General features: G+C 64.1%; 16 protein-coding genes. 14 read left to right on the top strand and 2 right to left on the bottom strand.

All coding sequences use genetic code 11. The annotated features are described in order from the left end of the window. Positions 1-83 precede the first annotated feature (83 nt). Entirely contained in the window at positions 84-605 is a 522-nt protein-coding gene (locus tag LB529_RS23715) for a GNAT family N-acetyltransferase (RefSeq protein ID WP_224712446.1), read from the top strand. On the opposite strand, the gene hemB is transcribed toward LB529_RS23715, so the two are convergent. Both hemB and LB529_RS23705 read right to left on the bottom strand, forming a co-directional pair. Beyond that, positions 562-1,593 (bottom strand): porphobilinogen synthase, encoded by a 1,032-nt coding sequence (gene hemB / locus LB529_RS23710; RefSeq protein WP_224530712.1) that lies wholly within the window; start codon positions 1,591-1,593, stop codon positions 562-564. The two genes, LB529_RS23715 and hemB, sit on opposite strands and share 44 nt — an antisense overlap. A 219-nt stretch (positions 1,594-1,812) precedes the next feature. Further along, on the bottom strand, positions 1,813-2,625 hold the full coding sequence (locus tag LB529_RS23705; RefSeq protein WP_224712445.1) for a DUF2066 domain-containing protein: 813 nt from the start codon (positions 2,623-2,625) through the stop codon (positions 1,813-1,815). Positions 2,626-2,801: 176 nt separating this feature from the next. On the opposite strand from LB529_RS23705, the gene LB529_RS23700 reads away from it, so the two are divergent. From LB529_RS23700 to LB529_RS23640, 13 genes are all read left to right on the top strand, one after another. Beyond that, positions 2,802-3,845: an enoyl-CoA hydratase/isomerase family protein gene (locus LB529_RS23700; protein ID WP_224712444.1), complete on the top strand. Its 1,044-nt coding sequence runs from the start codon at positions 2,802-2,804 to the stop codon at positions 3,843-3,845. After that, positions 3,842-4,264: a DUF6163 family protein gene (locus LB529_RS23695; protein WP_140842678.1), complete on the top strand. Its 423-nt coding sequence runs from the start codon at positions 3,842-3,844 to the stop codon at positions 4,262-4,264. The genes LB529_RS23700 and LB529_RS23695 overlap by 4 nt, the downstream gene beginning before the upstream one ends. 301 nt (positions 4,265-4,565) lie before the next feature. Then, complete coding sequence (gene ldtR, locus LB529_RS23690; RefSeq protein WP_040983294.1) at positions 4,566-5,081, top strand: transcriptional regulator LdtR; 516 nt, start codon at positions 4,566-4,568, stop codon at positions 5,079-5,081. A gap of 479 nt (positions 5,082-5,560) precedes the next feature. Further along, positions 5,561-6,814: a murein L,D-transpeptidase gene (locus tag LB529_RS23685; RefSeq protein ID WP_224712443.1), complete on the top strand. Its 1,254-nt coding sequence runs from the start codon at positions 5,561-5,563 to the stop codon at positions 6,812-6,814. Between the two features lie 362 nt (positions 6,815-7,176). Then, positions 7,177-8,490: a serine hydroxymethyltransferase gene (gene glyA / locus LB529_RS23680; protein ID WP_224712442.1), complete on the top strand. Its 1,314-nt coding sequence runs from the start codon at positions 7,177-7,179 to the stop codon at positions 8,488-8,490. Between the two features lie 76 nt (positions 8,491-8,566). Beyond that, entirely contained in the window at positions 8,567-9,154 is a 588-nt protein-coding gene (locus LB529_RS23675) for a hypothetical protein (RefSeq protein WP_224712460.1), read from the top strand. A gap of 145 nt (positions 9,155-9,299) precedes the next feature. Next, positions 9,300-9,779, top strand: coding sequence for a transcriptional regulator NrdR (nrdR, locus tag LB529_RS23670; protein WP_140541281.1), 480 nt, complete (start codon positions 9,300-9,302; stop codon positions 9,777-9,779). 2 nt (positions 9,780-9,781) lie between these two features. Beyond that, a complete protein-coding gene (ribD, locus tag LB529_RS23665; protein WP_224712441.1) occupies positions 9,782-10,909 on the top strand; it encodes a bifunctional diaminohydroxyphosphoribosylaminopyrimidine deaminase/5-amino-6-(5-phosphoribosylamino)uracil reductase RibD in 1,128 nt (375 codons plus the stop codon). 61 nt (positions 10,910-10,970) lie between these two features. Next, positions 10,971-11,588: a riboflavin synthase gene (locus tag LB529_RS23660; RefSeq protein ID WP_224712440.1), complete on the top strand. Its 618-nt coding sequence runs from the start codon at positions 10,971-10,973 to the stop codon at positions 11,586-11,588. Continuing rightward, positions 11,588-11,749 (top strand): hypothetical protein, encoded by a 162-nt coding sequence (locus LB529_RS23655; protein ID WP_224608442.1) that lies wholly within the window; start codon positions 11,588-11,590, stop codon positions 11,747-11,749. Before LB529_RS23660 ends, LB529_RS23655 begins: the two co-directional genes overlap by 1 nt. Before the next feature lie 85 nt (positions 11,750-11,834). Next, positions 11,835-12,329, top strand: coding sequence for a 6,7-dimethyl-8-ribityllumazine synthase (gene ribH / locus LB529_RS23650; RefSeq protein ID WP_140641425.1), 495 nt, complete (start codon positions 11,835-11,837; stop codon positions 12,327-12,329). Beyond that, positions 12,326-12,820 (top strand): transcription antitermination factor NusB, encoded by a 495-nt coding sequence (nusB, locus tag LB529_RS23645; protein WP_095767684.1) that lies wholly within the window; start codon positions 12,326-12,328, stop codon positions 12,818-12,820. The genes ribH and nusB overlap by 4 nt, the downstream gene beginning before the upstream one ends. Continuing rightward, entirely contained in the window at positions 12,817-14,037 is a 1,221-nt protein-coding gene (locus LB529_RS23640) for an MFS transporter (RefSeq protein ID WP_224712439.1), read from the top strand. The genes nusB and LB529_RS23640 overlap by 4 nt, the downstream gene beginning before the upstream one ends. The last annotated feature ends 2 nt before the right edge of the window (positions 14,038-14,039 follow it).

Below are 14,039 nucleotides of genomic sequence, written 5' to 3'. Positions count from 1 at the left end.
CCATACGGGTGCTCACACCGCAGTTGTGGCCCGCGCTCGAGGACCTGTTCGGCGAAAAGGGCGCGACGGCGGGATGCTGGTGCATGTACTGGCGCATCGGCGCCGGCTACCGCAAGCAACCGGCTGATCGCAACCGGTCGGCGTTCAAGACGGTGGTGCAAAGAGGACCGCCGCCAGGTTTGCTTGCGTTCGAAAGGGAAAAGGCCGTCGGCTGGTGTCAGATAACGCCGCGCAGTGCCTTGCCGCATCTGGGCAGGGTCTGGCGGCTGAGGGCTGGCGACGATGTGCCGGTATGGTCGCTGTCTTGTCTCTATATTCGCATCGGCTATCGCAGGCGGGGGATCGCCACCGCATTGATCGAGGGTGCGGTGGCGCTTGCCTTCAAGAGCGGCGCGCCAGCCGTGGAGGCCTATCCGATAGACGCGGAGCTGTCGCCCAGTGCGTCAAGCACCGGCTATGTCTCGACCTTCGAGCGCGTGGGTTTCGTCCGCGTGCCGTCTCCAACGAGGGAACGGCCAATCATGCGGCTTACCCGCACGAAAACGGAGCGGGCGTTCGAGGCTAGCCCCTCAGCATCTCCGCCACCACCGGCGCGAAATAGGTGAGCACGCCGTCACAGCCCGCCCGCTTCAGCGCAAGCAGCGATTCCAGCATCGCCTTTTCGCCGTCGATCCAGCCATTGGCGGCCGCTGCTTTGATCATCGAATATTCGCCCGACACCTGATAGGCGAAGGTCGGCATCCGCAGCTCGTCCTTCAGCCGGCGGATGATGTCGAGATAGGGCAGGCCGGGCTTGACCATCAGCATGTCGGCGCCCTCGGCGAGGTCCTGCTCGGCCTCGCGCACGGCCTCGTCGGAATTGGCGTGGTCGATATAGTAGGTCTTCTTGTCGCCCTTGAGCAGGCCGGCCGTGCCGACCGCCTCGCGATAGGGTCCGTAGAAGGCCGAGGCGAACTTCGTCGCATAGGACATGATCGCCACGTCCTGGAAGCCGTTGGCGTCGAGCGCGTCTCGGATGGCGCCGATGCGGCCGTCCATCATGTCGGACGGAGCGATGATATCGGCGCCCGAGGCGGCCTGAATGACGGCAGCCGCGGCGACCTGCTCCACCGTCTCGTCATTGACGATGATGCCGTCGCGCAGGATGCCATCATGGCCGTGGCTGGTGAACGGGTCGAGCGCGGCATCGGTGATGATGCCGATCTCCGGCACCGCGTCCTTGATGGCGCGCGTGGCGCGGTTGATGACATTGTCGGGGTCGAGGATGTGCGATCCGGTCTGGTCGCGCAGCGCAAGCTCGACATTGGGGAAGGTGGCGATGGCCGGGATGCCCAGCTTGGCCGCGCGCTCGGCTTCCTTCACCGCGAGGTCGAGGGACAGGCGATAGACGTCCGGCATCGCGGCGATCGGCTCGCGCGTGTTCTTGCCGTCGATGACGAAGATCGGCCAGATCAGGTCGTTCACCGAAAGCTGGTTCTCCTGCACCAGCCGTCGCGACCAGTCGGCCTTGCGCATGCGCCGCAGCCGCCGGCTGCCGGTGATCTCGTCGACGCTGCGCGCGCCGGCGGGCTTTGCGGGAGTGAATTTGTTCATCGCCGAAACTCTCTTTTGCGCCCGGCTTTTACCACGCGTCTCCGCTGCTGACCAATGCGACACGATTGTGCCAGCGTCGAAGCGCGAGTTCCTCGCCCCTGCCAAAGGCGGGGGAGAGGTGGCCGCGAAGCGGACGGAGAGGGGGCCTTCGTAGGGCGCTCCCCTCTCCGTCTCGGCTTCGCCGAGCCACCTCTCCCCACTGCGTGGGGCGAGGAACCCTCACGGCTGCCCGTGCCCCGACAAAATCTGCGCCGCGCCCCTGATCGCCACACGGAACGCCTCGTCGAAGCTGACGCCGCGCGCCTGCCAGCGGTAGGTCCTGCCGCGATCGTCCAGCCGCCAGTCGGCGATCCAGCCAAGCTCCTTGTCGCTCCACACGATGCTGCCGGCGAGCGCCCGGGCCGCTCCCGCTTTCTTCGCGAGCTTGTCGAGCTTTGCCATATCGGCGGCCGCGAGCGCCTTTTCGTCAAGGCCGCCGAGCTGGCTGGCCTTTGGAAAGACAATGCGCATCAGCAGTGGACTTGTGGCGTTGGCGAAGGATTCCCTCATGGTCTTGCCCAGGTCCTCATCCGCCGTCAGGACGAAATGCCGCGAGCCCTGCTCGGCGGTCATGAAGACGGCGATAGGCGGCCGCTCGCCGAGCCAGGGCCTGCTGCCGAGTTGCGCCAGCAGCTTGTCGATGACAGCTGGCTTGTAGAGGCAGGTGAGATCATGCGGCCTGTCATGCGTGCCTTGCTCGTCATGGATCGGGATGCCTTCGAGGCGGTCGTGATAGCGGAAGGACTGCACGAAGTCGGCCGCCTTGTCGCGCAGAGCCAGCATCTCCGTCTTCTGCGTCAGGCGCTGGTCGCCCGAGACCTTGACCAGCACCTTGTCGAGGCAATCCTTGAAGCCGATCTCGCGATTTGTCTCGCCGGTGCCGGTGACGATCGCCTGCGCCTGGTAGAGCTCGGCGATTGTCGCGGCGCGGACGGGCAGTCCCAGACATAGGAGACCGACCAATCCAACCGCAAAGCGGAAAATTCCAGGCATGTCGATCTGCTCGAAACCTGTCGGGCGCGGGCACAGTGCTTTGCGGTTACCTAACATCTGGCGCTGCCGCCCGCCAGCGCAAGGAGCGCTGCCCAGTAACCGCCGCCATTGACGCGTCTCCATGCCGCCTTTAGCACTTCTCTCCCCCGGCGGGCGGAGAGAGGGATTCTCTGGTGATGGATTTTGGCGGAGGCGACGAGATCCGCTTCGAGCGGCTGGGCAGAGCGGGTGTGGTCACTTTGACCCGCCCCAAGGCTCTCAACGCCGTCACGCACAACATGGTCAAGGCGCTCGGCAGGGCGCTCGACGCCTGGGAGCAGGACACGGGCGTCGGTGTCGTCGTCGTCAAGGCCGAGGGCAGGGCGTTTTCCGCCGGCGGCGACATCCTGCATATTTACGAGGCCGGCCGCGCCGGCGAACCTCCGGTCGATTTCTTCGCCGACGAGTACCGGCTCAACGCCCGCATCGCGCGCTTCCAGAAACCTTATATCGCTTTGATCGACGGCATCGTCATGGGCGGCGGCGTCGGCATTTCCTTCCATGGCTCGCATCGCGTGCTGACCGAAAACGCGCAGTTCGCCATGCCGGAGGTCGGCATCGGCTTTTTCCCGGATGTCGGCGCTAGTCATCTGCTGCCGGATCTCGGCGGCTCCTTCGGCATGTATCTCGGGCTGACCGGAAATCGCATCCGCTACGGCGATGCGCTTTGGTCGGGGCTTGCCACGCACACCATCAAGGCGCAGGACCAGGCGGGGTTGCTCGACGCGCTGGCGACCAGCAACGATCCGGATGCCGAGCTGCGCAATTTCTCCGTCCCGGCAAAACGCGAGACGGAGCAGCAGGACCTGGATTCGATCGCACGCCATTTTTCGCAAAGCTCGCTTGCCGATATCATCGCCAGCCTCGAGGAGGCCGCCGCCGACGATGCTTTCGCCGCCAGGACGCTTGCCATGATCAAGACCCGTTCGCCGACCAGTCTAAACGTCGCCTGGCGCGAGATCAGCGCCGGCTCGACACTGTCGATGGACGAATGCATGAAGATGGAGTTCCGCATCCTCAACCGCATGCTTTCCGGCCATGATTTCTACGAAGGCATCCGCGCCGCCATCATCGAAAAAGGCTCGAAGCCCGAGTGGCGACCGGCAGGACTGGATGAGGTCCGGACGGCCGACATCGACGCCTATTTCGCGCCGCTCGGGGACAAGGAGCTTGCCCTGTGAGCGAGGTCACCTCCAGGCGCGTGGTGCTTCAGCCCTCGACCACCGAGGTCATCTTCGCCTGGTTCCAGCGCGTCATCGCCGGCTACTGCCTGTTGTTCGGCATCCTCTATTGGATCCGCCTCATCGGCATTTATCCGGGCGAGATGTGGCGCTTCGACCTGATGCCGGTGCACTGGCAGGTGGCGGCGGCCATGCTCGCGGTGTTCTTTCCCTTCGCCGCCGCCGGCCTCTGGATGCTGGCATCGTGGGGGCCGGTGATCTGGTTCATCTGCGCCGCGACCGAGACGGTGATGTATGCCGGTTTCCCCGATCTCTTCGGCCACCGCCTGCTGATCGTGATCTCGCACGCCTGCGTGGCCTTGCTCTACATCGTCTTTCGCGTCACCATCTGGCTGCAGAAGCGCCGGCTCCGCCAATGAGCATGATGCCGAAAAGTGTGAAGCGGTTTTCGGACGATATCATGCTCCACCCATAAAGCCGGCCGAGGGCCGGCCTTCGGAACCGGTTTCGCGGCCCCGTTTCACTGCAAGATCCATTGGCTAAATCTTTAGGTTAATTGTTCTTGCTCGGGTGACCGATCGTTAAGCGTCTTCCGAAACGTCTTACCGGTAAGCTCTTGTTAGCCCTGGCGTTTAAGTCGAATTTTATGAGTATTCGATAGTGTCGCGATCAAGGTGAAAAACAAAAAATCACCAAGGCGACAAACGAGAGGCAAAGACAATGATCAATTCGCGTCCGGCGGCGAAGACCGCAAACGTATCTGACGATCGCCGCGAGGCTATCCGCTCGCTTTACATGGAATCGCTGCAGCTGGTGGAGCGTCTGCACCGCCGCCTGCTTGACGTGATCAAGGACGAGTTCGACCGCAACGGCCGTTCCGACATCAACGCCATCCAAGCGCTGCTGCTCTTCAACATCGGCAACTCCGAGCTGACCGCCGGCGAGCTGCGCTCGCGTGGCTATTATCTCGGCTCCAACGTCTCCTACAATCTGAAGAAGCTGGTCGACCTCGGCTTCATCAACCACCAGCGTTCGCGCATCGACCGCCGTTCGGTCCGCGTCTCGCTGACGCCGAAGGGCAACGAGGTGGCCGACGTCGTCGCCGGCCTCTACGAGCGCCATGTCGGCTCGATCGAGGCGGTCGGCGGCATCAACACCGACGAGTTCAAGCAGATGAACCGCGCGCTGCAGCGGCTCGACCGCTTCTGGAACGATACGATCGCTTACCGGATGTGAGCGCTTCGCAATTGGGGACGGGAAAGCCGCGCCGAAGAAGCGCGACCGGGAGAAGAGTACGGGATCGGTGCTTGAAGCGCACCGGTCCTATCCTTTTGCGAAGGCGGGCATCTGCGGGAGTTTGACCGTCGCTCTGCGCATTGAAGCTCCGCGCCTGAAGGGCAGGGTGCTTACTTCGCAAGGACGCGCCAGCATCGCGCGATGCAAAAAAGCATCGCCGCCCTTCCTTTCACCTCGCCGCCGCATGCAAATCGCGGGCCAAGGCCACGTTGCCGCCATAATCGCGGTCAATGCGGTTTGTGAGTGACGCTGCGGGCCTGTGCCTTGCGCTCCTTGGAACCTGCGTTGCGGCAGCGCGTTTCTGGCGGCCGACCGATGCGGGTCATGGTTGGCGAATTGTTAAGTTCGCCAGCCCTAGAGTGCGGACAAGCCGCCCGGCAAGCGAATTGAGCGAGAGCGAATAGCCAAGAATGTCTGCCATGAGAACAAGCCGCCGTTTCTTCCTCACTGGAGCCTCCGCGCTCGCCGCCGCCATGGTTGCCGGTCATGCGAGCGCGCAGGACGTGATCGGGGACATCCTGAAATCCTCGACCCGCGGCAACTGGGACGACCAGTTCGACGCCCGCGGCACCGACACCAACAAGGTCGCCTCGACGCTGCCGATCTTCAGCCTGCAGACGGTGGCCTTCACCGAGCAGGCGGTGGCGCAGTACCAAAACATCGTCTCCCAGGGCGGCTGGGAACAGGTTCCGGCCACCAAGAAATTGCAGCTCGGCGTCGACGATCCGGATGTCGTCCCGCTGCGCAAGCGCCTGATGGTCTCGGGCGACCTGCCGCAGAGCGCCGGCATTTCGACGGCCTTCGATTCCTACGTCGACTCGGCGGTAAAGCGCTTCCAGCTCCGTCACGGCCTGCCGGCCGACGGTGCCATGGGCAAATACACTTATACGGCAATGAATGTCTCGGCGCAGATCCGGCTCGGCCAGTTGCAGACCAACCTGCAGCGCCTGAAGGAAAAGGCCGGCACGCTGGGCGACCGTTACGTGCTGGTCGACATTCCGGGCGCCCAGGTCGAAGCGGTCGAGAACGACCGCGTCGTGCTGCGCCACACCGCGATCGTCGGCAAGATCGACCGCCAGACGCCGATCGTGAACTCGAAGATCAACGAGATCATCGTCAATCCATACTGGAATGCGCCGGTCTCGATCGTGCGCAAGGACATCATTCCGCTGATGCGGAAGGACCCGAACTACCTCAAGGACAGCCACATCCGCCTGTTCGCGCCGGACGGCAGCGAGGTCGATCCGATGACCATCGATTGGTCGACGGACGACGCTGCGAAATATCGTTTCCGCCAGGATCCGGGCAACAACAACGCGATGGCCTCGGTCAAGATCAACTTCCCGAGCCCGGACGGCGTCTATATGCACGACACGCCGCAGCAGAGCCTGTTCGGCAAGCTGATGCGCTTCGATTCCTCCGGCTGCGTGCGTGTCCAGAACGTGCGCGACCTCGTCACCTGGATCCTGCGCGATACGCCCGGCTGGGACCGCCAGCATTTCGAGGCAGCGATCAAGACCGGCGAGAACACGCCGATCCAGGTCGTCAACCCGGTTCCGGTTCACTTCCTCTACCTGTCGGCGTGGTCGACCGCTCCGGGCGTCGTGCAGTTCCGCGACGACATCTACGGCCTCGACGGCGCCAGCGAGCTGCAGATCAGCTCCGCGCTGTAAGCATCCGATGTAAGAAGAAAAAGGCCGCTCTCGTAGCGGTCTTTTTTGTTCAGGCCAGCCGCGGGTTTGGATCAGGAATCGAACTCGGCTTCAGGCTGGCGGGCATCGAGGCTGAGCGCGCCGAACTGCAAGCCATGCTTCGTCGTGGCGAAATCAACGATCACACGGCGCGCAAACTGTTTACCGAGATCACCTTCTCCGAAACGACCGTCAAGGACGGCGAACCGCGGGATTAGAACCGGGTGCGCTTGTCTTGGCGCAAACCGGCCAGCAAATTTCGCGCCGCAAACGTGGCGGCCCGAAAACAACTGTGTTAATGCGCGGCGACCTCGCAGACCTCCGGCCCCAAGGGAAAGCAAGCCATGTCAAATGCAGCGGCAGCCTCCAGCAAATTCGAATCCTTCTTCGAGACCACGCTTGCCGACGCCGATCCGGAAATCTTCGGCGCCATCCGTAACGAACTCGGTCGCCAGCGCCATGAGATCGAGTTGATCGCTTCCGAAAACATCGTGTCGCGCGCCGTGCTCGAGGCGCAGGGCTCGATCATGACCAACAAATATGCCGAGGGCTACCCGGGTAAGCGCTACTATGGCGGCTGCCAGTTCGTCGACGTGGCCGAGGAACTGGCTATCGAGCGCGCGAAGAAGCTGTTCGGCTGCAACTTCGCCAACGTCCAGCCGAATTCGGGCAGCCAGATGAACCAGGCAGTGTTTCTGGCGCTGCTGCAGCCCGGCGACACTTTCATGGGTCTCGACCTGAATTCGGGCGGCCATCTCACCCATGGCTCGCCAGTCAATATGAGCGGCAAGTGGTTCAAGGTCGTCTCCTACGGCGTGCGCAAGGAGGATCACCTGCTCGACATGGACGCGATCGAGAAGACCGCGCATGAGACGAAGCCGAAGCTGATCCTGGCCGGCGGCACCGCCTATTCGCGCATCTGGGACTGGAAGCGTTTCCGCGAGATCGCCGATTCGATCGGCGCTTACCTCATGGTCGACATGGCGCATATCGCCGGTCTCGTCGCCGGCGGCATGCATCCGTCGCCGCTGCCCCACGCCCATGTCGTGACCACGACGACCCACAAGTCGCTGCGCGGCCCGCGCGGCGGCATGATCCTGTGCAATGACGAGGAAATCGCCAAGAAGATGAACTCGGCGGTGTTCCCGGGCCTGCAGGGCGGGCCGCTGATGCATGTCATCGCCGCCAAGGCGGTGGCGCTCGGCGAAGCGCTGAAGCCGAGCTTCAAGGCCTATGCCGAAAGCATCGTCGCCAATGCCAAGGCGCTGGCCTCCAGCCTGCAGGAGACTGGCCTCGACATCGTCTCGGGCGGCACCGACAATCACCTGATGCTGGTCGACCTTCGTCCGAAGAACGCCACCGGCAAGCGCGCGGAAGCAGCCCTTGGCCGCGCCAACATCACCTGCAACAAGAACGGCATCCCATTCGATCCGGAAAAGCCGTTCGTCACCTCTGGCGTGCGCCTCGGCACGCCGGCCGGCACCACGCGCGGCTTCGGCCAGGCCGAGTTCCGCGAGATCGGCAAGCTGATCGCCGAGGTGCTGGACGGGCTGAAGGCGGCGAATTCCGATGAAGGCAACGCGGCGGTCGAGGCCGCTGTGAAGGCCAAGGTCACGGCGCTGACCGACCGCTTCCCGCTCTATCCCTATCTCGGTTGACCGGGCGCCGCGCGTCATCTTTTATCCTGCGCTTGCGCCGCTCCTCTGGGCGGCGCGGCTTACTGGAGATCCGATGATGCGTACTTCCCGTCTCGCCGCGGCTTTGCTTGGCCCGCTTGCCGCCTTCGCCGCCTCCGCCGCGATGGCTCAGGACGAAACCAAGCCGAATGCTGATCTGCCCGCCACCAATACTTTCGGCAGGTGGACCACCATCATCGATACGCTCAATACCGGCCAGGACGCGCACAAGACCTGCGCCGCCTCGACGGCTTTCCTCGACGGCAACGGCAATGCCGGATCCCTGACGCTGTCGATCTCGACCGGCGACGCGCTGCCGCCGGATGCCTATCCGGCCATCATGTTCATCATCGACAATAAGACCTTGCCGACCGGCGACAAGATCGCCGCCACTTTCGGCGACCCCGGCGTGAAGGTCGCCGCGACGGTCACCTCCAACGCCGCCGCCGGCGGTCGCCCCAGCTGGATGGTCGACAACCAGGCCAAGACCAGCCTTGCCTTGCTGCGCGCCATGCGCAAGGTCACCTCGCTCGATGTGGTCTTCGGCAAGCAGGCCGTCGCCAGCATCCCGATGGATGGCTTCACCAAGGCCTATCGCAATCTCGGCACGTCCTGTGGGTTTTCGACCAAAGACGTCGCGCCCTGACGCTTGTTGGCCTACCGGGCAGGGGCGCTGGCAATCTTGCTCGCGCCTCGCTATCTCTGAAGGGGAGAAAAGGTCTTTCCTTTGCCAAGACGGCAAAAGGCACTAAGCCTTCCGCCATCTGAGAATCGCGAACCGAAAGCTTCCCATGCGCTGTCCCTATTGCCAGTCCGAAGATACGCAGGTGAAGGATTCGCGTCCCGCCGAGGATGGCGCGGCCATCCGCAGACGCCGCGTCTGCCCTGATTGCGGTGGTCGTTTCACCACCTTCGAGCGCGTGCAATTGCGTGACCTCGTGGTTGTCAAGAAGTCCGGGCGCAAGGTGCCGTTCGACCGCGACAAGCTGCTGCGCTCGGTCGAAATCGCGGTGCGCAAGCGCAATGTCGATCCCGAGCGCATCGACCGCGCCGTCACCGGCATCGTGCGCCAGCTCGAAAGCTCCGGCGAAACCGAGGTTGCCTCGGGCGAGGTCGGCCGGCTGGTCATGGAGGCGCTGAAATCGCTCGATGACGTTGCCTATGTCCGCTTCGCCTCGGTCTACCGCAATTTCCGCGAGGCCAAGGATTTTCACGAGCTGCTGGGCGAATTGAAGGGCGACGAGGAGAAGACCGAAGAGGACGCCGGCTGATCATGGCGGGACAGCGACTGGACGAGGCCGCGCAGGCGGCCCTTGATCGCCGTTTCATGGCCGCGGCCATCAGGCTGTCGCGCCGCAATGCCGGCCGCACCTCAACCAACCCTTCCGTCGGCACCATCATCGTGCGCGACGACGGCGCCGGCCCGATGATCGTCGGCACCGGCGTGACGGCCGTGGGCGGCCGCCCCCATGCCGAGACCGAAGCGCTTGCCGAGGCCGGCGAGCTTGCGCGCGGTGCTACGGCTTACGTCACTCTGGAGCCCTGCGCCCATCACGGCCGCACGCCGCCCTGCGCCAACGCGCTGGTCAATGCCGGCATCGCCCGCGTCGTCGGTGCGGCGAGCGATCCCGATCCGCGCGTCTCCGGCAAAGGCTACGCCATCCTGCGCACCGCCGGTGTCGAGGTGGTGGAGAAGGTGCTGGCCGCCGAGGCCGCCGAGCAGATGGCCGGCTACCTGACTCGTTCCCTGAAAAAACGCCCGGAAGTGACGCTGAAGCTTGCGCTTTCGAGCGATGGCAAGATCGGTCGCAAAGGCGCCGGCCAGGTTGCCATCACCGGCGAGATCGCACGGCGCGATGTCTATCTGATGCGCGCCGAGTCCGACGCCATCCTGATCGGCATCGGCACCGCGCTCGAGGACGACCCGGCGCTGACCGTGCGCCTGCCGGGACTGGAGAACCGCTCGCCGGCGCGCATCATCCTCGATCGGCAGATCCGGCTGCCGGAGACGTCCAGGCTGGTCTCGGGCGTCGACCGCGTGCCGCTCTATGTCGCTGCTTGCCCAGAGGCCGATGCGCACCGGCGGGCGTCGCTCGAACGCGCAGGCGTGCACTTCATCGGCACGGAAACCTATGAAAGCGAGATAGCCTTGCCGGAGTTGCTGGAGGATCTGGCGGCACTCGGCATGGCGAGCGTTTTGGTCGAAGGCGGCGCCAGGGTGGCCAAGGCCTTCCTGGAGGAAGACCTGGTCGACCGCATTGTTCTGTTCCAGGGGCCGGAGGCGATCGGCGAGGACGGTATTGCATCGCCCATCGACGCCGACCACATCCCGGCAGGCTTTCGCAAATTGCGCGACATGCGGTTTGGCGAGGACAGCTATGCCGAATGGGTAAGACCATGATCGCGAAAAGTGGGAACCGGTCTTTGTGCGAGATCATGGTCAAAACGAAAGACACTCTCTGATGTTTACTGGAATTGTCACGGATGTGGGCGCTATCGCTTCGGTGAAGCCGCTGGCGGAAGGCGTTGGCCTGCGCATCGACACCGCCTATGATCCCGAGACCATCGCGATTGGCGCCTCGATCTCTTGCGGCGGCGTTTGCCTGACGGTCACGGCGCTGCCCGAGCACGGCTCGAATGCGCGCTGGTTCGAGGTCGAGGCCTGGGAGGAAGCGCTGAGACTGACCACCGCGTCGAGTTGGAAGCCCGGCACCAGGATAAATCTCGAACGCGCGCTGAAGATCGGCGACGAACTCGGCGGCCACATCGTCTCCGGCCATGTCGACGGCATCGCCGAAATTGTCGAGCGCAAGGAAGAAGGCGATGCCGTGCGCTTCACGCTGGAAGCGCCGCGCAATCTGGCGAAGTTCATCGCGCCCAAAGGGTCGGTCGCGCTCGACGGCACCTCGCTTACCGTCAACAAGGTCGAAGCGACCCGCTTCGACGTGCTCCTCATCCATCATTCGCTCAGCGTCACCACCTGGGGCGAGCGCCGGGCCGGCGACCGCGTCAACATCGAGATCGACACCATGGCGCGTTACGCAGCGCGCCTGGCGGAGGCCGCGAAAGAGGGGCTTTGATGGATCCCAAAGGAGCTGAAGAGACCGTCGAGCGCCGGCAGATGACTCTCGACGCGTTGGCGGATGTCGATGCCGGCAGAGTGATAAAACACCAGGAAGTCGAGGCTTGGGTCAAAAGCCTGGTGGATCGCGCGGATCTCGCAACGCGTCAGCCTGAATAGGTCACAGAACGTCGCGCCACAGCATCTTCCGCTTGCGGTCAACCCGGCTTCGGCCTAAGTCACCGGCAACCCCCCGGAGACTTTTATGGCTGGCACATCCCAACACGGCAAAGCGTTCATTCGCCCGAAGGCGAAGGCGCATCTGCTCATTGTCGAAGCGCGCTTTCACGACGATCTCGCCGACGCCCTGCTCGAAGGCGCGACAGGCGCGCTCGATGAGGCCGGCGCCACCTATGACGTGGTGACGGTTCCCGGCTCGCTCGAAATACCGGCCGTTATAACCTTCGCGCTCGATGGAGCGGCCGAAGGTGGCACGCATTACGACGGTTTTGTTGCGCTCGGCACCGTCGTCCGTGGCGACACCTATCATTTCGATATCGTCGCTAATGAATCGAGCCGCGCGCTGATGGACCTTTCGGTGCAGGAGGCGATCGCGATCGGCAACGGCATCCTGACGACCGAGAACGATGCGCAGGCATGGGCGCGCGCGCGGAAGACGGAAGGCGACAAGGGCGGCTTCGCGGCGCGCGCGGCGCTGACCATGATCGCGCTCAAAGAGAAATTCGGAGCCCAATCGTGACCGATCCCGCCTCGACCGGTGCGGTGCGCCACGCCAACAAGCGCGGCGCCGCCCGTCTTGCCGCCGTCCAGGCGCTCTATCAGATGGATGTGGCCGGCAGCGGCGTCTTCGAGATCACGGCCGAATACGAAGCCTTCCGCCTCGGCAAGGAAGTCGACGGCGCGCTCTATCGCGAGGCCGACGCGCAATGGTTCCGCGCCATCCTGACCGGCGTCGTCGAGAACCAGAAGACCATCGATCCCGTCATCCGCCAGGCGCTGACCGAGGACTGGCCGCTGTCGCGGCTGGATTCGACGCTACGCGCCATCCTTCGCGCCGGCGTCTACGAATTGATGAAGCGCGAGGACGTGCCGGTGGCCGTGATCGTCTCCGAATATGTCGACATCGCCAAGGCATTTTACGAGGAAGACGAGCCGAAGCTGGTGAACGCCGTACTGGATCGCGTTTCGCGCCGGGTTCGCGGCGAGGGACGCGGCAAGGACGCTTCGTGACAACCGCAACGGCCGCGTTCGCCGAGACCGGCAGGGAAGGGCGTCGCACGGCGGTGCTGCTTGCCGCAGCGCAGGCGATCGTCGGTTCGGCCGCGCCGATCGCCATTTCGCTGGGCGCGCTCGCCGGGCAATATCTGCTCGGTCCAGACAAGTCGCTCGCGACGGCGCCGGTCACCGGTTTCAATATCGGCGTGGCGCTGGGAGCCTTGCCGGCCGCTGCCATCATCCGCCGGCTCGGCCATCGCGGCGGCTTCATGACAGGCACTATCGTCACCGCGCTCGGTGGCCTGGTCGCGACGCTCGCGCTCTTCCAGGCAAGCTTCTGGCTGTTCGCCTTCGGCCTCTGCGTCATTGGCGTCGGTGGCGCTTTCGTCCAGCAATTCCGCTTCGCGGCTGCCGACAATGCGCCGCCGGAATTCAAGGCGCGCGCCATCTCCTTCGTGCTGGCGGGCGGCATCATCACCGCCGTCCTCGGGCCGCAGATCGTCATCTACACGCGCGAATTGCTGGCTCCGGTAATGTTTGCCGGGTCCTTCGCCTCGATCCTGCCCCTGGGGGCGGTTGGCGCGCTCATCCTGTCGTTCCTGCGGGTTTCCTCCCGGACCGGCGCCGTCACTGAAACCGCTGCAAGCGATGCCCGCCCGTTGATTGAAATTGTCGCCCAGCCGCGTTTCGTCGCCGCGTTGTTCTGCACCGTCGGCAGCTACGCGCTGATGAGCTTCGTCATGACCGGCGCGCCGCTCGCCATGGTCGGCTGCGGCCTGTCGGAAGACAATGCCACGCTTGGCATTTCGTGGCACGTCATGGCCATGTTCGGGCCAAGCTTCTTCACCGGTACGCTGATCCATCGCTTCGGCGCCGAGCGCATCGTCGCCACTGGCCTTGTCCTGCTGATCGGCTGTGCTGCCGTGGCGCTTTCCGGCCTGGCGCTCTGGCAGTTTTGGACGGCGCTGATCCTGCTCGGGCTCGGCTGGAATTTCGGTTTCATCGGTGCCACCGCAATGGTCGCGGCCAGCTACCGGCCCTCCGAGAAGAGCAAGGTCCAGGGTTTCCACGACTTTGCCCTGTTCGGCTCCGTCGCATTCGCTTCGCTGATGTCGGGCGCGATCTACAATGCGTGGGGTTGGACCATGTTGAACTGGATCGTCTTCCCTGTCGTCGCGCTCTGCTTCCTGGCGCTCGGCACGTTGAAGTTGGTGGGTGCTCCCAAATCTTGAAG

Source organism: Mesorhizobium sp. CA5, from assembly GCF_020165105.1.
Classification (GTDB): Bacteria; Pseudomonadota; Alphaproteobacteria; order Rhizobiales; family Rhizobiaceae; genus Mesorhizobium.
This window is presented reverse-complemented; position numbering and strand designations above follow the sequence as displayed.